The 17,780-nt window shown below is 58.9% G+C and carries 25 protein-coding genes and 1 tRNA gene; 10 read left to right on the top strand and 16 right to left on the bottom strand.

Annotated elements, in window-relative coordinates:
* Positions 1-313 precede the first annotated feature (313 nt).
* Entirely contained in the window at positions 314-1,090 is a 777-nt protein-coding gene (locus tag RCH09_RS16590) for an enoyl-CoA hydratase (protein ID WP_326942248.1), read from the bottom strand.
* 35 nt (positions 1,091-1,125) lie between these two features.
* Positions 1,126-2,301, bottom strand: a complete 1,176-nt coding sequence (gene mltA / locus RCH09_RS16595) for a murein transglycosylase A (protein WP_326942249.1) — start codon at positions 2,299-2,301, stop codon at positions 1,126-1,128.
* Between the two features lie 15 nt (positions 2,302-2,316).
* Here mltA and RCH09_RS16600 point away from each other — a divergent pair, with 15 nt between their 5' ends.
* The gene (locus tag RCH09_RS16600) at positions 2,317-2,442 is read left to right on the top strand and encodes a hypothetical protein (RefSeq protein WP_326942250.1); all 126 of its coding nucleotides are present in this window, start codon (positions 2,317-2,319) and stop codon (positions 2,440-2,442) included.
* A gap of 1 nt (position 2,443) precedes the next feature.
* Here the strand turns inward: RCH09_RS16600 and apaG are convergent, their stop codons facing one another.
* A complete protein-coding gene (gene apaG / locus RCH09_RS16605) occupies positions 2,444-2,818 on the bottom strand; it encodes a Co2+/Mg2+ efflux protein ApaG (protein ID WP_326942251.1) in 375 nt (124 codons plus the stop codon).
* Between the two features lie 163 nt (positions 2,819-2,981).
* Between apaG and rpe the strand changes: the two genes are divergently transcribed.
* The 7 genes from rpe to trpC all read left to right on the top strand — a co-directional run bounded on the left by rpe (position 2,982) and on the right by trpC (position 8,817).
* The gene (gene rpe / locus RCH09_RS16610; protein WP_326942252.1) at positions 2,982-3,647 is read left to right on the top strand and encodes a ribulose-phosphate 3-epimerase; all 666 of its coding nucleotides are present in this window, start codon (positions 2,982-2,984) and stop codon (positions 3,645-3,647) included.
* Positions 3,644-4,318 carry a phosphoglycolate phosphatase gene (locus RCH09_RS16615; RefSeq protein ID WP_326942253.1) on the top strand — a complete coding sequence of 225 codons (675 nt, stop codon included), beginning with the start codon at positions 3,644-3,646 and terminating at the stop codon, positions 4,316-4,318. The genes rpe and RCH09_RS16615 overlap by 4 nt, the downstream gene beginning before the upstream one ends.
* 188 nt (positions 4,319-4,506) lie before the next feature.
* Entirely contained in the window at positions 4,507-6,003 is a 1,497-nt protein-coding gene (gene trpE, locus RCH09_RS16620) for an anthranilate synthase component I (protein WP_326942254.1), read from the top strand.
* Position 6,004: 1 nt separating this feature from the next.
* Positions 6,005-6,568 carry an aminodeoxychorismate/anthranilate synthase component II gene (locus tag RCH09_RS16625; RefSeq protein WP_326942255.1) on the top strand — a complete coding sequence of 188 codons (564 nt, stop codon included), beginning with the start codon at positions 6,005-6,007 and terminating at the stop codon, positions 6,566-6,568.
* 1 nt (position 6,569) lies between these two features.
* Positions 6,570-6,929, top strand: coding sequence for a hypothetical protein (locus RCH09_RS16630; protein ID WP_326942256.1), 360 nt, complete (start codon positions 6,570-6,572; stop codon positions 6,927-6,929).
* A 40-nt stretch (positions 6,930-6,969) separates the two neighbouring features.
* Positions 6,970-8,004, top strand: a complete 1,035-nt coding sequence (trpD, locus tag RCH09_RS16635; protein ID WP_326942257.1) for an anthranilate phosphoribosyltransferase — start codon at positions 6,970-6,972, stop codon at positions 8,002-8,004.
* 12 nt (positions 8,005-8,016) lie between these two features.
* Positions 8,017-8,817 (top strand): indole-3-glycerol phosphate synthase TrpC, encoded by an 801-nt coding sequence (gene trpC / locus RCH09_RS16640; protein WP_326942258.1) that lies wholly within the window; start codon positions 8,017-8,019, stop codon positions 8,815-8,817.
* Here trpC and RCH09_RS16645 read toward each other — a convergent pair.
* The 6 genes from RCH09_RS16645 to RCH09_RS16670 all read right to left on the bottom strand — a co-directional run bounded on the left by RCH09_RS16645 (position 8,806) and on the right by RCH09_RS16670 (position 14,216).
* Complete coding sequence (locus RCH09_RS16645) at positions 8,806-10,596, bottom strand: M61 family metallopeptidase (protein WP_326942259.1); 1,791 nt, start codon at positions 10,594-10,596, stop codon at positions 8,806-8,808. The genes trpC and RCH09_RS16645 overlap by 12 nt on opposite strands.
* A 1-nt stretch (position 10,597) precedes the next feature.
* Entirely contained in the window at positions 10,598-11,059 is a 462-nt protein-coding gene (locus RCH09_RS16650) for a DUF3429 domain-containing protein (protein ID WP_326942260.1), read from the bottom strand.
* A 62-nt stretch (positions 11,060-11,121) separates the two neighbouring features.
* Entirely contained in the window at positions 11,122-11,679 is a 558-nt protein-coding gene (locus RCH09_RS16655; RefSeq protein WP_326942261.1) for a nucleotidyltransferase family protein, read from the bottom strand.
* A 29-nt stretch (positions 11,680-11,708) separates the two neighbouring features.
* On the bottom strand, positions 11,709-12,167 hold the full coding sequence (locus RCH09_RS16660; protein WP_326942262.1) for a (2Fe-2S)-binding protein: 459 nt from the start codon (positions 12,165-12,167) through the stop codon (positions 11,709-11,711).
* Positions 12,168-12,252: 85 nt separating this feature from the next.
* Entirely contained in the window at positions 12,253-12,987 is a 735-nt protein-coding gene (locus RCH09_RS16665) for a DsbC family protein (protein ID WP_326942263.1), read from the bottom strand.
* A 38-nt stretch (positions 12,988-13,025) separates the two neighbouring features.
* Positions 13,026-14,216, bottom strand: a complete 1,191-nt coding sequence (locus RCH09_RS16670; RefSeq protein WP_326942264.1) for an FAD-dependent monooxygenase — start codon at positions 14,214-14,216, stop codon at positions 13,026-13,028.
* A gap of 124 nt (positions 14,217-14,340) precedes the next feature.
* Here RCH09_RS16670 and RCH09_RS16675 point away from each other — a divergent pair.
* Positions 14,341-14,416: transfer RNA gene (locus RCH09_RS16675), tRNA-Phe, on the top strand.
* 179 nt (positions 14,417-14,595) lie between these two features.
* Here RCH09_RS16675 and RCH09_RS16680 read toward each other — a convergent pair.
* The 4 genes from RCH09_RS16680 to RCH09_RS16695 are packed head-to-tail and all read right to left on the bottom strand — an operon-like array spanning position 14,596 to position 16,046.
* Complete coding sequence (locus RCH09_RS16680) at positions 14,596-14,847, bottom strand: hypothetical protein (RefSeq protein WP_326942265.1); 252 nt, start codon at positions 14,845-14,847, stop codon at positions 14,596-14,598.
* Positions 14,847-15,257 (bottom strand): DUF5681 domain-containing protein, encoded by a 411-nt coding sequence (locus RCH09_RS16685; protein ID WP_326942266.1) that lies wholly within the window; start codon positions 15,255-15,257, stop codon positions 14,847-14,849. Before RCH09_RS16685 ends, RCH09_RS16680 begins: the two co-directional genes overlap by 1 nt.
* Complete coding sequence (locus RCH09_RS16690) at positions 15,250-15,678, bottom strand: VRR-NUC domain-containing protein (protein ID WP_326942267.1); 429 nt, start codon at positions 15,676-15,678, stop codon at positions 15,250-15,252. The genes RCH09_RS16685 and RCH09_RS16690 overlap by 8 nt, the downstream gene beginning before the upstream one ends.
* Positions 15,678-16,046: a hypothetical protein gene (locus RCH09_RS16695; RefSeq protein WP_326942268.1), complete on the bottom strand. Its 369-nt coding sequence runs from the start codon at positions 16,044-16,046 to the stop codon at positions 15,678-15,680. Before RCH09_RS16695 ends, RCH09_RS16690 begins: the two co-directional genes overlap by 1 nt.
* A gap of 221 nt (positions 16,047-16,267) precedes the next feature.
* Here RCH09_RS16695 and RCH09_RS16700 point away from each other — a divergent pair, with 221 nt between their 5' ends.
* The gene (locus tag RCH09_RS16700) at positions 16,268-16,564 is read left to right on the top strand and encodes a transposase (protein ID WP_326942269.1); all 297 of its coding nucleotides are present in this window, start codon (positions 16,268-16,270) and stop codon (positions 16,562-16,564) included.
* An 85-nt stretch (positions 16,565-16,649) separates the two neighbouring features.
* Here RCH09_RS16700 and RCH09_RS16705 read toward each other — a convergent pair whose 3' ends face one another.
* The 3 genes from RCH09_RS16705 to RCH09_RS16715 form a co-directional block, all read right to left on the bottom strand.
* Positions 16,650-17,003 (bottom strand): hypothetical protein, encoded by a 354-nt coding sequence (locus tag RCH09_RS16705; RefSeq protein WP_326942270.1) that lies wholly within the window; start codon positions 17,001-17,003, stop codon positions 16,650-16,652.
* 96 nt (positions 17,004-17,099) lie between these two features.
* Complete coding sequence (locus RCH09_RS16710; RefSeq protein WP_326942271.1) at positions 17,100-17,414, bottom strand: addiction module antidote protein; 315 nt, start codon at positions 17,412-17,414, stop codon at positions 17,100-17,102.
* Positions 17,407-17,736: a type II toxin-antitoxin system RelE/ParE family toxin gene (locus tag RCH09_RS16715; protein WP_326942272.1), complete on the bottom strand. Its 330-nt coding sequence runs from the start codon at positions 17,734-17,736 to the stop codon at positions 17,407-17,409. The genes RCH09_RS16710 and RCH09_RS16715 overlap by 8 nt, the downstream gene beginning before the upstream one ends.
* Positions 17,737-17,780 lie beyond the last annotated feature (44 nt).

Here is a 17,780-nt window from a genome sequence, read left to right on the forward strand (position 1 = left end):
GTGTCTGCAGCAACCGAAGTCACCGCAGTGCATTTCCATCAAGTGCCCACACTTATCGGCTGTTAATTGTTAAAGAACTTCTACCGCACTCCGTAAAGACTTCGATCAACTGCACCGACCGCCGCTACTTCGTGCACCAGACAAAGCGTTTTGTTTGTCTGCAGCAGAGAGATGAGATTATGCTGCTTTGCTACCTAGTCGTCAACCCCTTTCGCTACCCAATTTCGTACCGTACCGCGTAACAAAACCAGACAACAAACCGAACAGCACCACAACCTCTTCTTGCCCGCCTTTCGACGGGAGCCGAACTATATCAAAGCCCCTTGAAGATTGGCAAGCGTTTCTCGACGAAAGCTGCCATTCCTTCTTTTTGATCTTCCGTTGCGAAGGTGCTGTGAAACAAACGGCGTTCAAACAGGACGCCTTCGGACAAGGAGACCTCATAAGCGCGGTTGACCGATTCCTTGATCATCATTACCGCCGGCAACGACATTCCGGAGATGACGGTAGCGGCGGCGAGCGCCTCGTCGAACAATCTGTCCAGCGGCACCACCCGTGAAACAAGTCCGGCGCGTTCTGCCTCCGCGGCATCCATCATCCGCGCTGTCAGGCAAAGATCCATTGCTTTCGATTTGGACACTGCGCGCGGCAGGCGTTGCGTTCCTCCTGCGCCAGGAATCGTTCCAAGCTTGATTTCCGGTTGTCCGAACCGCGCGTTATCGGCAGCGATGATGAAATCACACATCATTGCCAGCTCGCAGCCACCGCCCAGCGCATATCCGGCAACTGCGGCTATGACAGGCTTGCGCACCTTGCGAATCTGCTCCCAGTTGCGCGTGATGTAATCACCCTTGAAGGCATCCATGTAGCTGTACCCCGCCATTGCGCCGATATCAGCCCCTGCCGCAAATGCTTTCTCACTGCCAGTCAGAACGATGCAACCAATGTCGTCATTATGGTCGAATGCAAGCAAGGCGACGCCCAACTCATCCATCAGTTGATTGTTCAATGCGTTCAGTGCTTTCGGACGATTGAGTCGAATGACTCCAACGCGCCCAAGCACCTCGGTCAAAATCGTTTCGTAAGTCATTGCCTGTCCCGTTTCATAAAGGTGAAATCGAATGGTTACCTGGTTTTCTCGGTTGCTGCCGGCAACTTCGGCATGAGAACCCACATCATCCCGCGCTGTTTCATCTTGCCGGCCTTCTCACCGGCCTCTGCGCCGAAACCCCAGAAGAAATCGGCCCTGACGGCGTTCTTGATGGCGCCTCCAGTATCCTGCGCCATCATCAACCGCTGCAAGGTCTTCTGGCTGCCTGGCTGCGTCGTGGACAGGAATACCGGCGCCCCGAGCGGAATATATTGCGTGTCAACTGCCATGGAGCGCTCCGGCACCAGCGGCACACCGAGCGCGCCCTTCGGCCCCTTGCGGGGATCGATCACCGGCTCTTCCTTGAAAAAGACATAGCTGGGATTGGCATTCAGGAGCTCCGCTTGGCGATCGGGATGCGCCACGTACCAACTCTTGATGCCCTGCGCCGAGGCCTGATCCAGCGTCAACTCGCCGCGATCAACCAAATAGCGACCAATCGACTTGTACGGATAACCATTCTGGTCCGCATAAGCAATCCGCACCACCGGGCTGCCATCGGCAAACTGCACGCGTCCTGACCCTTGAACCTGCAGAAAGAACGCTTCAATCGGATCATCAACCCACATCAACTCGGTGCCGGACAGTGCACCGGCTTTCATCAATTCGCCGCGCGACGAATACGCGACCACCTTGTTACCCTGCAACCGACCGCGTAAACGCATTCCCTTGAGCTCGGGATAGACCCCCGCCAGATCGACCGTCAACAAATCATCGGGCGTACGATGCAATGGCGTTTGATAGGCGCCACCCCGCTTGCGGGCGCCTTTCAACAACGGCTCGTAATAGCCGGTGACCAGGCCCGTTTCGGTGCCGTCCGGATTGAAGACCTGATTCGGGATGAAGAATGCCTCAAAAAATTGGCGGACCGCCTTCAAATCCTTCGCGTTGACGTCGCGGGCAATCATGCACGGCTCTTTCCAGTCCGGTTTCTTTACCAGTACTTCGCAGGAACTAAGAAAGGCTGGCCAACCATCGCGCAGATCATCCTTATCCCAGCCCGGCAGGACTGCAAAGGTCACCGGGCGCAGGATGTCGCCCTTGACCGGCGGGGCCGCAACGGTCGCCGCCGGACTGCGGTCGGGCGGCACTGTGGAACAGGCAGCAAGCAGCGCAAGCGCGGCAAGTATACTAAGACGCTTTAATGACATGAGGGATGGTCTGACATGTGGCTACTACTGTTGGAAGCGGGCTTCGCGGGCTTTCTGTTCATTTTCATCGTCTGGTGGACCATGTACTCCGGCCCTGAGAAAAAACCCCCGACGGAAGAAAAAGAAGATCAGCCGGAATAGATCAGTGCAGGGTGCGCGGCCGGGACAACACGAACTCGGGGATGTTTGCCTGAAACTGCTCACCATCCTCGGCCACACAGAAATACGCGCCGCGCATTGAGCCTTGTGGCGTGGCCAGCGTTGCGCCACTGGTGTATTCGAAAACCTGACCCGGCTCAAGCAGTGGCTGATGCCCGACAACGCCAAGTCCGCGGACTTCTTCGATATGGTTGTTGGCATCGGTAATCACCCAATGCCGGGAAATCAGTTGCGCCGGGATTTGTCCGCTATTGGTAATCGTAATCGCATACGCAAACACATAAATTGAGCGGTCGGGCTCGGATTGTTCGTCAAGGTACTGCGTCCTGACGGTGACCGTGAGCTCATACGCTGCCATGCGAATTCCTTGAAAAGTGTCCGACTAAGAATCAAATAAATCCGGTTCGAGGGAGCTGATCCCATCGCCGACGGTGCAAAAACTCCATCTATTCTGACGAACGCGGCATCGCTTAGCAAGCACCAGAAGGTTAAAATGCGCCACCTCATTTGAATTGATACCCATGACCACCTACCGCATCGCTCCCAGCATTCTGTCTGCCGACTTCGCTCGTCTTGGCGAGGAAGTTCGCAATGTCGTCGCGGCAGGCGCCGACATCATCCACTTCGATGTGATGGACAACCATTACGTTCCCAACCTCACCATCGGCCCGCTGGTCTGCGAGGCAATTCGCCCGCACGTGCAGGTGCCCATCGATGTACATCTGATGGTGCGGCCGGTGGACCGCATCATTCCCGATTTCGCCAAGGCCGGCGCCAACATCATCAGCTTTCATCCGGAAGCCTCCGAGCACCTTGACCGATCCCTGCAACTGATTCGCGATCATGGCTGCAAGGCCGGACTGGTGTTCAATCCGGGCACCTCACTGCATTTTCTGGAGCACGTCATGGACAAGATCGACCTGATCCTGATCATGTCGGTGAACCCAGGATTCGGCGGCCAGTCGTTCATCCCGGAAGCCTTGAAAAAAATCGCCGCAGTGCGTCGCCTGATCGACGATTCGGGCCGCGAGATCCTGCTGGAGGTCGATGGCGGCATCAAGATCGACAACATTGCTGCTGCCGCCGCAGCAGGCGCCGACACCTTCGTGGCGGGGTCGGCCATTTTTGGCAAACCGGATTACAACGCCGTGATCGACGCCATGCGCGCACAATTGGCCAGCTTGTGAAGTTCACCGGGATCGGCGCCGTCATTATTGACCTTGACGGAACCATGCTCGACACCGCGGCCGATTTCCAGAGTGCCATCAACCGCATGCGCGCGGAACTTGCGCTGGCGCCGCTGGATATCGACACCATCAAGTCGTTTGTCGGCAAGGGATCGGAAAATCTGGTGCGCCAGGTGCTGGCGGTCGATTTCGATGCCGCGCAGGTCGAGGCGCGCATCGAATCGGCGCTGGCCGCGTACCAGCGCCACTATCTGATGATCAATGGCGATCATGTGGCGCTCTACCCCAAGGTGCGTGAAGGCCTGGAGGCATTCCGCCAGCAGAATCTCCGGATGGCCTGCGTGACCAACAAGCCGATCGGCTTTACCGTGCCATTGCTGCAAAAGACTGGCTTGCACGACTACTTTGACATCATCGTTGGTGGCGACTCCTTGCCGACCAGGAAACCCGATCCAGGTCCGTTCCTGCATGTTTTCCGCGAGTTCCGACTGCAGCCGCAACAGGTCGTGGCAATCGGCGATTCCAGCAACGACGCCATTGCCGCACGCGCAGCCGGATGCCACGTTCTGACGGTTCCGTATGGCTACAACCACGGCCAATCTGTACACACGATTGATTCGGATGGTATAGTCCAGACGCTGCTTGAAGCAGCCCACCTCATCTCACCCTGATATTTAAACTCATGTTTCTGGTCCAAAAAACACACGCACAGATCACCAGCGCCTCCGAGGCCTGGCTGTGGCGAGGCTGGCAAATCCCGGGTTGAACCAACCCCTGATGCGCCGTTGATCCCCTTTGCGGACATCAACGTTTTTAGATAACCCGCCGCTCAATCCCGCCGAGCGGCCCGGAGAGAAACATGACTGAACTCGAATTCAAATCGCTTGCGTCGCAAGGCTACAACCGCATTCCACTGATCGCCGAAGCCTTCGCCGATCTTGAAACGCCGCTGACCCTGTATCTGAAACTCGCACAAACGCAGGGCACCGGCAGGAATACGTTCCTGCTTGAATCCGTGGTGGGCGGAGAGCGCTTCGGCCGCTACTCGTTCATCGGCCTGCCCGCGAACACGCTCCTGCGCAGCACTGGCCGACTGACTGAAGTGCTGCAGGATGGGGTGGTCACCGAGACCGTCGAAGGCAATCCGCTCGACTTCATCGAAGCTTTTCAACAGCGCTACCGGGTGGCGATCCGCCCCGGCATGCCACGCTTTTGCGGCGGGCTGGCGGGATATTTCGGTTACGACACGGTGCGTCACATCGAGAAGCGCCTGGCCGATTCAACGCCAAAAGACGATCTTGGCCTGCCCGACATCCAGCTAATGCTGACCGAAGAGCTGGCTGTCATCGACAACCTGTCCGGCAAGCTGTATTTGATCGTGTACGCCGATCCGACCCGCCCGGAAGCCTTTTCCAAAGCGCGTCAGCGCCTCAAGGATTTGCGCGCGATGCTGCGCCGCGCCGTCGACGCGCCGGTGACCTCGGCCTCGGTACGCACGGACAGCGTGCGCGATTTCCCGCGCGACGCCTACCTGAAGGCGGTCGCCAAGGCCAAGGAATACGTGATGGCCGGCGATTTGATGCAGGTCCAGATTGGCCAGCGCATCCGCAAACCGTATGTGGATTCGCCGCTGAGTCTGTATCGAGCCCTGCGCTCGCTGAATCCGTCGCCGTACATGTACTACTACAACTTCGGTGACATGCAGATTGTCGGCGCCTCGCCCGAAATCCTGGTGCGCAACGAATCCATTGATAACGACAAGAAGAAAGTCACCATTCGACCGTTGGCCGGCACCCGTCCGCGCGGATCAACGCCAGAGGGCGACGCAGCCCTGGCAACCGAATTGCTCAACGACCCGAAAGAAATCGCCGAACACGTGATGCTGATCGATCTGGCGCGCAACGATCTGGGTCGCATTGCCGAGACCGGCAGCGTCAAGGTCACCGACAAGTTCTGCATCGAAAAATATTCACACGTGCAGCACATCGTGTCGAACGTCGAAGGCACGCTCAAGCCGAAGCTGTCGAATCTCGATGTGCTCAAGGCGACCTTCCCCGCCGGCACCCTGTCGGGCGCACCCAAGGTCCGGGCCATGGAGGTCATCGACGAACTGGAACTGACCAAGCGCGGCATCTACGGTGGCGCCTGCGGCTATCTGTCGTTTGGCGGCGAGATGGATCTGGCCATTGCAATTCGCACCGGCGTGATCAAGGACGGCATGCTGTATGTCCAGGCCGCGGCCGGGATCGTCGCCGATTCGGTGGCGGAAATGGAATGGCAGGAAACGGAAAACAAGGCGCGCGCCGTGTTGCGTGCCGCCGAGCAGGTGCAAGATGGCCTGGATGGGGAGATCTGACATGCTGCTAATGATCGACAACTACGACTCCTTCACCTACAACCTGGTCCAGTATTTCGGCGAACTCGGGGAAGACGTCCGCACCTTGCGCAACGATGAGATCACGCTCGACGAGATCGCCGCGCTGCAGCCGGACCGGATTTGCATCTCGCCCGGACCGCGCACGCCCAACGAGGCCGGCATTTCGGTGCCGCTGCTGCAGCAATTTGCCGGGAAGATCCCGATTCTCGGGGTGTGCCTCGGCCATCAGAGCATTGCAACGGCGTTCGGCGGGAAAGTGGTGCGCGCGCGTGAAGTCATGCACGGCAAAACCTCGCTGATCGCCCACACCGGCGTCGGCGTGTTCAAGGACCTGCCGAGCCCGTTCACGGTGATTCGCTATCACTCGCTGGCCATTGAACGCGCGTCCCTGCCCTCCTGCCTGGAAGTCACGGCGTGGACCGACGACGGTGAAATCATGGGTGTACGGCACAAGGAATTCGATGTGCAGGGCGTGCAGTTTCATCCCGAATCGATACTCTCGGAGCACGGTCACGCGCTGTTGCAAAACTTCCTGGGGAGTTGACATGCGTGCGCTACTGCTGCTGTTGTGCCTGACTGCGCCGCTGGCCCATGCGGCCACGCTGGATTCGTGCAGCCAGAAGGAAAAGGACATCGGTGGAATCCGTCTGTGCGTCGAGGCCGAACGCACCCGCGCCGCCAATCTGCTGCGTGAAACCAATCTGGCGACGCAAGAGGCAGTCAACCAGAAGACCAAAACCGATGGCAGAAGAACCGCGCTGCGCGATTTTCGCGCGACCCAGGCGGGCCATGTGCGCGCCCGTGCGGTACTTTGCCGCGCGCAAGCCGACGGCGTGGACCGGCAGGCCTGCGAAGCCGACGCGGACCTGAAACAGGTCGAGCACCTGAAACACCTCGCCAATTAAAGTTCGGATCGCACGACGATCCAAAATCAAAGGATGTGCCATGCCAATCACGCCACAGGAAGCGCTGTTGCGCTGTATCGATCACCGCGAAATTTTTCATGACGAGATGCTGTCGCTGTTTCGCAGCATCATGAACGGCGAGATGTCGCCGGTCATGATCGCTGCACTGACCATGGGCTTGCGGGTCAAGAAGGAAACCGTCGGCGAAATTGCCGCGGCAGCCCAGGTCATGCGCGAATTTGCCACCAAGGTGCCAATGGCGGACACCACCAACCTGCTCGATATCGTCGGCACCGGCGGCGATGGCGCGAACACGTTCAACATTTCGACCGCATCAATGTTCGTCGCCGCTGCCGCAGGTGCGCGCGTGGCCAAGCATGGCGGACGCAGCGTGTCGTCCTCGTCGGGCAGCGCCGACGTGCTGGAATCGCTCGGCGCCAACATCAATCTGAGTCCGGAACAGGTGGCCCAATCAATCGCTCAGACCGGGATTGGCTTCATGTTCGCGCCGAACCATCACGCCGCGATGAAGTACGCGGCCCCGGTGCGCAAGGAGCTTGGCGTGCGCACCATCTTCAACATTCTGGGACCGCTCACCAATCCGGCCGGCGCACCCAACATTCTGATGGGCGTGTTTCATGCGGACCTGGTCGGCATCCAGGTGCGCGTGCTGCAACGGCTGGGGGCGCAACATGCGCTGGTGGTCTGGGGCCGCGACAACATGGATGAAGTGTCGCTGGGTGCCGGCACCATGGTCGGGGAGCTGGTGAATGGCGAAATCCGCGAATACGAAATCCACCCGGAAGACTTTGGCCTGTCGATGGTGGCCAGCCGCAATCTGCGCGTAGCCGATTCGACCGAATCGAAACAGAAAATTTTTGAGGCGCTGGACGACGTCGATGGCCCGGCGCGCGATATCGTCGCGCTCAACGCCGGCACCGCACTCTACGCGGCGGGACTGACCGCGTCGATCGGCGATGGCCTGGTCAAGGCGCGCGCGGCCATGTCGAATGGATCTGCGCGTGCCAAACTCGACCAGTTCATCGCAGTCACCCAGCAACTTGCCCATTCCTGAGCCCTGAAAACCATGTCCGATATTCTCAACTCCATTCTCGACGTCAAGGCCGACGAAGTCTCCGCCGCGAAAAAATACCGTGACTTTGCCAGCCTGCGCCGCGAGGTCGAATCGGATCGCGAAGCGCGCCAGTCGTTGCGCGGCTTCGAAGCCGCCTTGCGCACCAAGATCGCCGCCGGACAATCCGGTGTGATCGCCGAAGTCAAGAAAGCCTCACCGTCGAAGGGTGTTCTGCGCGCCGATTTTCGCCCGGCCGAGATCGCTGCCAGCTACGCGCAATTTGGCGCAGCATGCCTGTCGGTACTGACCGACCGGCAGTTCTTCCAGGGTGCGCCGGAATATCTGAAACAGGCGCGCGCCGCCTGCGCGCTGCCAATCCTGCGCAAGGACTTCATCATCGATCCATACCAGGTCTATGAAGCGCGCTCGTGGGGCGCCGATTGCATATTGCTGATCGTCGCCGCGCTCGATCACGGCCTGATGGCCGAGCTGGAATCACTGGCACTGGAACTGGGCATGGGCGTTCTGGTGGAGGTGCACAACGCCGACGAATTGACTGCGGCGTTACGCCTGAACACCGCGCTGGTGGGCATTAACAACCGCAACCTGCGCACCTTCGAAACATCCCTGCAAACCACGGTTGACCTGCTGCCGCGCATCGCTCCGGACCGGCTGGTGATCACCGAGTCCGGCATCCTGACGCAGGACGATGTCAAACGCATGCGCGACGTCAACGTCAATGCGTTCCTGGTGGGCGAGGCTTTCATGCGCGCGCCCGACCCGGGCTTTGCACTGAACCAGTTATTTGCCTAACCAGGCATTGCGCGCCTTGCGCAGCGCCGGGGGTTTCTCGAGTGTTGTGAGCGTGACCTGGGGCGCGTCATCCAGTGCCAGCCTGGCAGTGAATGTCATCAGCTCATCGCGCCGGAATGCGTGCAGCGTCACCGTGTCGCCGGCACGATATCGATGCAGCAAATCGTTCAGATTGGCGGCCTGGATGCGCAGGCCATCGAGCGCGATCAGTACATCGCCGGCCGACAGTCCCGCTTTGTGCGCGACGCCTTTTTCATAGACGTTGGCGAGCTTGCAGTCGTTGCCGTCACGCGTCGTGCGCACACCGAGACCCGCTGCGGTATCAACCGACGCAGGCGCAAATGCGACGCCAAACGGCGCCAGCACTTCCTTCAATGGCAAGTCCGTCGTCCCGCGCACGGCCCGATCGAGCAGACGCCGCAAGTTCAGGCCGCTGACCTCGTCGAACAGCGCATCGACTTCCTGTTCGGTGACGCCGCGCCCGCCATTGGCCTTGTAAAAATCCCGCCCGAAGCGTTGCCACAATGCGCGCATCACATCGTCGAGCGATTTCTTGCCGGCGGTTTCGGCGCGAATGGTCAGGTCCAGCGTCAACGCCACCAAGGAACCCTTGGTGTAATAACTGACGATGGCATTGGGGGCATTTTCGTCCTGCCGATAATATTTTGTCCAGGCATCGAAGCTCGATTCGGCAACCGACTGCTTGCTGCGCCCAGAACCGCGCATCACGTTGTTGATGGTCTTGCCGAGCAGCTTGAAGTACGCGGGCTCGTCGATCACGCCACTGCGCACCAGCATCAGATCGTCGTAATAGCTGGTGAACCCCTCGAACAGCCAAAGCAGCGGCGTATGCGTCTCCGCCGCCAGCGCATAGGGTGCGAACGCGGCCGGCTTGATGCGCTTGACGTTCCAGGTATGAAAATATTCGTGGCTGCACAGGCCAAGAAAGGTGCGGTAACCATCGCTCTGCTCGCTGCGTCCCTTGACCGGCAAATCGGCGCGCGCGCAGATCAGCGCCGTCGAGGCACGATGTTCAAGGCCACCGTAGCCGTCGCCGACGGCCAGCGTCATGAACAGATAGCGTTCCATCGGGGCGCGTTTCGAGCGCGGCTCAAACAACGCGATCTGGGCTTCGCAGACTTTTTTCAGGTCCGCCTGCAGGCGTGCCATGTCCAGATTCGGCACCTGCCCGGTGATGACGATATCGTGCGGCACCCCGTGGGCGGTAAACGTCGCAAGGGCGAAGGCGCCGTATTCGACCGGATGGTCGATCAATTCATCGTAACTGGCCGCGATGTAGGTACCGAAGCCGTAGCGCTTTGCCTTGAGTTCAGGCAGTGCGGTAGCCACCCGCCAGGCTTTGCAGGCGGGCTCAGCCGGCTTGACGATATCGACGACATGCGCCGCGGCTTCGTGCCCGCGCGCGGCCAGGAACACGCTGCTGCCATTGAAAAACCCGTGGGTCTGATCCAGATGCGCTGCACGCACCGACAGATCCCAGGCATAGATTTGATACCGAACAACCAGCGCGCCAGTGACGGGCGCGGCATGCCAGCTATGCTTGTCGCTTTTTTTCAGCGCGACTTTCTTGCCGTTGCAGTCGGCACGGATCTGCACGATGTTGCGGGCGAATTCGCGGATCATGTAACTGCCGGGAATCCAGGCCGGCAAACACAGCACCTGGCCGGCGGGATCGGGCTCCGCAACGGTCAATGTGATTTCAAACAAATGGGCGGCAAGATCGCTGGCGATGATCGAATAGTGAATGGCGTGGTTCAAATTATCCTCGGACGTTAGCGGCAATGAAGGTCAGGCCCAGTGCGGCGATGACGACGCAGGTAAGCTGGTAACGCAGGCGGATGAACCACTCCGGAATGCTGTACCAGTGGTACAGCCGCTTGTCGATCTGATAGGCGGCGATAAAGCCGACCACCATCACGGCAAATCCCAGTCCGAGCACGATCTTTGCTGCGACCAGGGCAATCAACGCCGGCGTCACGCCCCAGATCAGGGCGCGCTTGGTCTGGCCGATGGTCAGCATCGAACAGGTCAATGCCGCCCCCCAATGAATGCCACCCAAAAATGACAGGATCGCGATCCCGTATGACAGCTGCCCCCGGACCACCAGACCCAGCCAATCCGGATGCACGATCCAGCACGCTACCGACAGCAGCACGAATGGCACCAGCCCGGCCACACCAAGCAGATGTGCCAGACGCTTATTGAAAAAATTGGTATTCATCGAGGAGAGGCTTCGAAAAAAGAACTGCGGTTAGGAAAGCAGGAGCAAGTACGTCATGGTGGTCACGCGAGGTTGTACAGGTCAGCCATGACATCGATATCGAAAAAGATGCCGGGATCATCAACCGCGACTTCCGTCACCGGAAATTCGCGCAACAGGTGGCGTGCGCCCAGATCGCCACGCATTTGCAGCAAGGCGGCGCGATGCTCCCGGCTGAAGCCAATCGGATTGCCGCGTCGGCCATCGTGCACCGGCACCGCAATATCGGCGCCATTGCGGATCGCGGTATCGAGCGCGATGATGGTCGTCAGCCGCACGCGCGGCATATCGCCCAATGCAATGATCCACCCGGGCGCGCGATCGCTGACACGCACGCCGTGCGCCAGCGAATGGCCCATGCCGGCAGCCGCATCGGGGCAGCGGCTGGTTGTGAAGCCACCGCTGGACAGCATCGCAATCAGACGGTCTTCATCGGGATGCACCACCACCAGGCTCGTGGTCAGTGCCTGCGACAGGCGCCTGGCGGCGGCCATGACAATGCGGTCGCCATCCGGCAGCGCCTGCAACAGTTTGTTTTGCAGGCCGCTTGGATCGAAGCGCCGTCCGCGCCCGGCGGCCAAAAGAATTCCGGTACAGTGCATCGTTGCGATCAGCCCAGCGTGCTGGCGGCGTCTTTGATCGCAGCCCGAATACGTTGATAGGTTCCACAGCGACAGAGGTTGCCACTCATGGCGGCATCGATATCGGCGTCGCTGGGTTTGCTGTTCTGCCGCAGCAGGGCCGTCGCGCTCATGACCTGGCCGCTCTGGCAGTAACCGCATTGCGGCACGTCGATCTTGACCCACGCATCCTGCACGGCCTTGCCCACCTTATCTCCCTGCATCGCCTCGATCGTCATGACCCGCACGCCGGCGGCGGCACTGAGCGGGGTAACGCAGGAACGCACCGGCGCGCCATCGAAGAGCACCGTACAGGCGCCGCACAGCCCGGTGCCGCAGCCGAATTTGGTGCCCGTCATGTTCAGCAGATCACGCAATACCCACAGGATCGGCGTTTGCGGGTCGGCATCGATCTGCCTGTCGTGACCGTTGATATTCAGGGTAACCATGAGACGCTCCGGCGATGGGGTTGGGTTCGAATGACTGGCACTGAATATAACGGATTTCACACCAGAAGAGGACCGGGACGCCGTATCAGCGTGCGGCTGACGCCGCGTCTTTCAGCGCACTGAATTTGGTCTCCAGACCCTTGTTGTCGACGGCGCCGGGAATCCGGCTGCCATCGGCGAAGAAAATCGTCGGGGTGCCGGTGACGCGCAACTTCTGCCCGAGCGCCAGCACCTTGTCGTTCGGTGCGATACAGCCCGCTGCTGCGACCGGGGCTTCCTTGCCCTTCAGCATCCACTCGTCCCACGCCTTGCTGCGATCGGCCGCGCACCAGACATTCCTCGACTTCGGCGCCGAGGCTTCCGACAGGATGTTGTACATGAAGGTATAGACCGTCACGTTGTCCACGGTTTGCAGGGTCTGGCGGAAGCGCTTGCAATAGCCGCAATCGGGATCTTCGAACACGGCGATGATGCGCTTGCCATCGCCGCGCACGGTTTTCACAGCCAGCTCCAGCGGCAGATCGGAAAATTTGACCTGATTGATCTCATCGACCCGCGCCTTGGTCAGGTCCTTGAAATTCTTTGTGTCTAGGACGCGCCCGACAAACAGGTATCGTGCCTCTGCATCGGTGTACAGGATTTCACCGCCGACGCGCAATTCAAAGAGGCCGCTGTACGGCGTCTTGCGCACTGACTCGACCACGGCGCCGTCACCCAGTTTTGGCTCGATCAATTTCTTGATCGCGGTTTCCTGCGTGGTTTCGGCGAATGCGCAATGCGCCACGAGCAGCAGCGGTAGCGCGAACTTCAAGGTTTTCATGCTGGGTCCAATTACAAAAAGGTGAAAGGCATCGTGCGTCAATGCCGGCTTCCTGAGGCATGCGCCATCAGGCGACGTTTAATTTGGGGGAATTGATTCAGCAGATTCAGGCCGAGATTGCGGACGATCCGCAGCGGCTCGAACTGCGCGTTGAAGAGGCGCTCCAGGCCATCGGTTGCCAGCTGCATCAGCAGCACGTCCTCCGCGCGCGCACGGGCGTAGCGCGCCAGCACGCGGGCATCGCCGCAGTCGCGCCGGGCAGCCTCGTCGGCCAGCGTGTCCAGCAATGCAACCACATCCGAGAATCCCAGGTTCATGCCATGTCCAGCCAGTGGGTGCACCGCATGCGCGGCATCGCCGACCAGCGCAACGCGTGGTCCGACCAATTGATGGGCGCGAATCAAGGCCAGCGGGATCGCTTGCTTCGCTTCCGGCAGCAACGGTTGCAACTGGCCGAACGGCTGGCCTGGCAATGCGCTCAAGCGGGCCGCCAGCTGCCCGGCGGTTTCCTGCATCAGTGTCGTCGCCAGCAATTCCGGCGCCGACCAGACCAGCGAGATACGATTGCCCGGCAACGGCAGCAGCGCGACAATGCCCTCGCTTGCGGTGAACCACTGAAAGGCCTGGCCCTGGTGCGGCAGCTCGCAGCTAAAGTTACTGACTACCGCGCGCTGATCATAAGGACGGTAATCGATGCCAATATCGCATTGATTGCGCACCCAGGAGTGGGCCCCATCGGCACCAACCACCAGGCTGGCGGTCAGACTGTCGCCGCCCTCCAGCTCAACCAGGGCTTGCTGCCCGTCGGCGCCCAGGCGCACCGCCCGTCCGCTTACCAGCGTCACGTTGGAAGCAAACCGCAATGCCGCATCAAGCGCCTGATTCAGATTTCTGTCTTCGACGATCCACGCCAATGCCTCCGCATGCGCGCCGTAGGCATCAAACTCCAGCTTGCCGCCGCGCGCGCCGTCGCCATTGACCACCATGCCAGTGACCGGTGCGACCCGCGAGGCGTCCAGCGCATCCCAGACTTTCAGGGACGTCAGCAAGTTACGCGCGATCGTGTTGAGGGCATAGACCCGCAAATCCCACTGGGCCGAGGCGGATTCAACCTTGGCTGACGATGGCGCCTGGCACAACAGCGAAACGCGGTGGCCGGCTTGCGCCAATCCGAGGGCCACGGTTTTGCCGATTGCACCGTTGCCGATAACGCAAACATCAGTGTGCATGTCACTCAATCACAGAAAAAATGGGGGGCGCGAACCGCGTTGGACCGATTATAGCCGGGGAATCGATATTTCATCGCCGATGCATCTTGCAATATCCGCCAGCTTTGCTATACTTGCGCGCCTTGGCCTGGTAGCTCAGTCGGTAGAGCAGAGGATTGAAAATCCTTGTGTCGGTGGTTCGATTCCGCCCCGGGCCACCAAGAAACAGCAGTAAAATCAGAGGGTTACACGCTTATGCTTGTAGCCCTTTTTTCTTGTCCGGTTCATTAGTCGCGTTGTGTAACCGCTGTGTAACCCGATTTCATAAATCAGGCGTAGTTCTGCAAAGTCGGCATGAAAAAACCCGCGCATGGCGGGTTTGATTTACCTTGATTGTTTTTCAAATCGACGCGAGCTTCAACGGGTCTTTACCACGGTCACCATCACATCCGCAAATTGCCCGTTTTGTTTCGGTGCAAATGGTAATGACGTTGATAAAGTTCTGCGGCGCATATCCATGCATCGCCACAAACCTCGTCACGGCTTCATCCTTGGATGCTTGGCAGTCGTCACCGTGCACCACTAGGCAGTAGTGCCCAGCACTGGGAGGCGCGGCGGCTTCTAGTCTCTCAACTCTGCTTTTCAGGCTCATTATTTATTTTCCAGTGCCGTGATGCGGGCGCTTAGTTCATCAATCTCTTTCAGTTTCGCCACACTGCCCAATCCAGACAGCAGTGCAGCACCTTGACCGGGCGCGAGTGTGCCAGCGGCCACGGCTTGCACGATGGCTTGTCCCTGCTCAGTCAATCCAGCGCCAACAGGCAAGTCGAGCGTCACCATAGATTCAATTGCCTTCATCGGCGGCAATACACGCTCCAGCAGCAGGCGGGCGGCCTGTGAATCGCCGTCTCTGGCCTTGCTAACCAATTGCTCGATAATCTCCGGCAGGTGCACGGATATAGCAGCGCGCAGCCTTCCCACCTCACCCGTGCCAGGCGTTCGCCCCTTTGGGTTTCCACTTTCGCCAGCAGACCACCGGCCACGCTTTTTCTGTTCAGTCATGCTTACCCCCTGCTATATCAAGTTCTCTAAAAACATCCCGGCAATCCCTCGCCATGAATGCGACACCACCAGCAGACCGAATGCGTTCAAGGAAAACGGCTTGCTCCGGTCGTAATCGTCCTTTCTCGGCTTTGACTTCCACGCCAAGCAATCGGCCATCCTTCAACTGTCCCAGCACGTCAGGGCTATCAACACCCGCGCCATAAATTGCGAGCATTTCCATGAGGCCAGCCACAGTAACGTGCGGGCTTGATGCGTTCACTGTGCCCCATTCGCAGGCGTCCACTACCGTGTCCTGATATTCAAGACGGAGGCAGGCCAGCGGCTTGCTGTACGGATTTTTGATCCATTCGCGGGCATCGCTGCGGCCAAGGTTATAAACGTCGGTCGCCACATCTTTGGCGGCTTGTGCGGCGGTCATCATTTGACCCCCTTTGTGCGCTTGCGCAGCCATACATTGACGGCGCGGCGGCCAGCCTCAGACAATGAATACACACCACGGCGAATTGCGAAGCCGTCGCGGTCGCGGTCGGGAACTTTTGTGCAAGGTAATCCATCTTTGCCTAGTCCCATATCACGCAATGCGGCAATTAAGTCAGGGCCATTGCTGCAACCTGCTACACGGTCCAATTGCTCACGCGGTACAGGTCGCACTAGCAAGGCATGTATGGCGCGAAGGTGACGCGGGTTATCAGTGCCGCTAAATTTAACGGGCGTAGTAGAATTAGGGACAGTTTCGGCAGTCTCGAAAAGGTCCGGTTTAGCTTGGCGGCGGTCGGACTTTTTCATTATTGCCCCCCGTTCAGCAGGCGCTTAATATCGGCTACTGACCACGACAAGCGGCCATTGATGCGGGTCGGGCGTATAGGACCATTTTCAAGGCAAGCCCAAGCGCGCATTGTTTGCGGTTGCCGCGTCAGGTGGAAGGCAGCGCACGCGGTATCTATGTAGTGGTCTAATTTGCACGGACACCTCGATAGGTGGAAAATTCACCATCAGAGGAAAAGCAAATGACAAAGCAACGCAGACATTTCGACATCAGCCTGAAGCTGGAAGTCGTACGCATGATCAAAGAACAGGGTCTGAGCACGACACAGGTCAGCCACAGCATGGATATCGGCGAGACGGCGATCCGACGCTGGCTCAAGCAGTATGAAGCGGAGCAAAGCGGGCAGCGAGGAATCGGCAATCCGCTGACGGTGGAACAGCAGCGCATCCGTCAGTTGGAGCAGGAGAACCGACAACTGCGCATGGACGTGACCATCTTAAAAAATGCGTCGGCCTTCTTTGCCCGGGAAATGAAATGAGCTACCAGCTCATCGACCAATTGCAAAAGAAGGCCATTCCAATTGAGCACAGTTGCCGCGTCCTGGCGGTGAGCCGTTCGGGCTACTACGGCGCGCGGCGCCGTCCTGCAAAACCGCTGTTATGCAGAGATGGCGTCCATCTGAAGGCTGCGTAGTCAAAAACCCACGGCGCGTATGGGTTGCGCGGCTTAGTGCCGGTCGATTCGCAGAACGACAAAAATGTTGCTTTGACCTTGTGCGTTGCAAGCCTTCTCCCGTCCGTTTGTTCGCACCGTACTTGAGCATCATCAGGTGAAGATTCGTTACCGTCGCTGTCAGTGAATATCTCCACAAAGATACTGACGGCAGGCGGGAACTTGGCGACATTAACGATTTCCTTTAAGGCGGCACCAACGGATATGCGGGCTTGTCCAGTTGGTAAAACGATGGTGTTTTTCATACGTTCCTTCAAACGCCTTCATTGAATAGGGCACCAGACAGGCAGGCGAAGGAACCCGCTTTTCTCCCCGTCGGGATAGTCTGGCGCTTTGAACTGTTACGCGGTCACGGTACGGCGCACACCCAATTTCAAACCAGCAGCATCCAGCACAGCCAGCAGAGTTTTGATAGTTGGGTTTCCTGTTGGGGATAGCGCACGGTATAAGCTCTCGCGGGGAATGCCAGCTCGCTCAGCAACGGCGGCCATCCCTTGCGCTTCAGCCACATGGCGCAAAGCGGCTAACAGCGCTTCACGGCCCCCGGCTTGGTCGGCCTCCTCCATCGCAGCAGCAAGGTATTCATCCGCAAAGGATGGGTCATCGCGCAGCAGTTCCACGACTGCATCATCGTGCGGTCGGCTTGCTTTAATCATTGTGAGTTCTCCTGTTCCAGTCTTTCAAATAGGCCACGGCTGTATCAATGTCGGCCTGTTGCTTGCGCTTGTCGCCACCGATAAGCAGTAACATCAGCTTTTCACCGGTGCGGGCGTAATACACGCGATAGCCCGGCCCATAGTCGATGCGCAATTCCCAAACGCCATCATTCAAAGGCTTACAATCGCCCAAATTACCGGCGGCCATACGCTGCACACGCACCAAAACCCGCGCTCTCGCTTGCCGGTCATTCAGGCTTGCAAGCCAGTCTTTGAAGGGGTCGCGCCCCTCCTCGGTCAGATAGTCGGTAATTTGATACATGGCATATTGTGGATTATACGTTACAGATTGAGAGATGCAAGGCA

The organism is Actimicrobium sp. GrIS 1.19 (assembly GCF_035984655.1).
Classification (GTDB): domain Bacteria; phylum Pseudomonadota; class Gammaproteobacteria; order Burkholderiales; family Burkholderiaceae_D; genus Actimicrobium.

What these genes read in the sequence shown, in the direction of transcription:
- RCH09_RS16590 (WP_326942248.1), bottom strand. Translation starts at nt 1,090, where the DNA reads ATGACTTACGAAACGATTTTGACCGAGGTGCTTGGGCGCGTTGGAGTC.
- mltA (WP_326942249.1), bottom strand. Translation starts at nt 2,301, where the DNA reads ATGTCATTAAAGCGTCTTAGTATACTTGCCGCGCTTGCGCTGCTTGCT.
- RCH09_RS16600 (WP_326942250.1), top strand. Translation starts at nt 2,317, where the DNA reads ATGTGGCTACTACTGTTGGAAGCGGGCTTCGCGGGCTTTCTGTTCATT.
- apaG (WP_326942251.1), bottom strand. Translation starts at nt 2,818, where the DNA reads ATGGCAGCGTATGAGCTCACGGTCACCGTCAGGACGCAGTACCTTGAC.
- rpe (WP_326942252.1), top strand. Translation starts at nt 2,982, where the DNA reads ATGACCACCTACCGCATCGCTCCCAGCATTCTGTCTGCCGACTTCGCT.
- trpE (WP_326942254.1), top strand. Translation starts at nt 4,507, where the DNA reads ATGACTGAACTCGAATTCAAATCGCTTGCGTCGCAAGGCTACAACCGC.
- RCH09_RS16625 (WP_326942255.1), top strand. Translation starts at nt 6,005, where the DNA reads ATGCTGCTAATGATCGACAACTACGACTCCTTCACCTACAACCTGGTC.
- RCH09_RS16630 (WP_326942256.1), top strand. Translation starts at nt 6,570, where the DNA reads ATGCGTGCGCTACTGCTGCTGTTGTGCCTGACTGCGCCGCTGGCCCAT.
- trpD (WP_326942257.1), top strand. Translation starts at nt 6,970, where the DNA reads ATGCCAATCACGCCACAGGAAGCGCTGTTGCGCTGTATCGATCACCGC.
- trpC (WP_326942258.1), top strand. Translation starts at nt 8,017, where the DNA reads ATGTCCGATATTCTCAACTCCATTCTCGACGTCAAGGCCGACGAAGTC.
- RCH09_RS16650 (WP_326942260.1), bottom strand. Translation starts at nt 11,059, where the DNA reads ATGAATACCAATTTTTTCAATAAGCGTCTGGCACATCTGCTTGGTGTG.
- RCH09_RS16660 (WP_326942262.1), bottom strand. Translation starts at nt 12,167, where the DNA reads ATGGTTACCCTGAATATCAACGGTCACGACAGGCAGATCGATGCCGAC.
- RCH09_RS16665 (WP_326942263.1), bottom strand. Translation starts at nt 12,987, where the DNA reads ATGAAAACCTTGAAGTTCGCGCTACCGCTGCTGCTCGTGGCGCATTGC.
- RCH09_RS16670 (WP_326942264.1), bottom strand. Translation starts at nt 14,216, where the DNA reads ATGCACACTGATGTTTGCGTTATCGGCAACGGTGCAATCGGCAAAACC.
- RCH09_RS16680 (WP_326942265.1), bottom strand. Translation starts at nt 14,847, where the DNA reads ATGAGCCTGAAAAGCAGAGTTGAGAGACTAGAAGCCGCCGCGCCTCCC.
- RCH09_RS16685 (WP_326942266.1), bottom strand. Translation starts at nt 15,257, where the DNA reads ATGACTGAACAGAAAAAGCGTGGCCGGTGGTCTGCTGGCGAAAGTGGA.
- RCH09_RS16690 (WP_326942267.1), bottom strand. Translation starts at nt 15,678, where the DNA reads ATGACCGCCGCACAAGCCGCCAAAGATGTGGCGACCGACGTTTATAAC.
- RCH09_RS16695 (WP_326942268.1), bottom strand. Translation starts at nt 16,046, where the DNA reads ATGAAAAAGTCCGACCGCCGCCAAGCTAAACCGGACCTTTTCGAGACT.
- RCH09_RS16700 (WP_326942269.1), top strand. Translation starts at nt 16,268, where the DNA reads ATGACAAAGCAACGCAGACATTTCGACATCAGCCTGAAGCTGGAAGTC.
- RCH09_RS16705 (WP_326942270.1), bottom strand. Translation starts at nt 17,003, where the DNA reads ATGAAAAACACCATCGTTTTACCAACTGGACAAGCCCGCATATCCGTT.
- RCH09_RS16710 (WP_326942271.1), bottom strand. Translation starts at nt 17,414, where the DNA reads ATGATTAAAGCAAGCCGACCGCACGATGATGCAGTCGTGGAACTGCTG.
- RCH09_RS16715 (WP_326942272.1), bottom strand. Translation starts at nt 17,736, where the DNA reads ATGTATCAAATTACCGACTATCTGACCGAGGAGGGGCGCGACCCCTTC.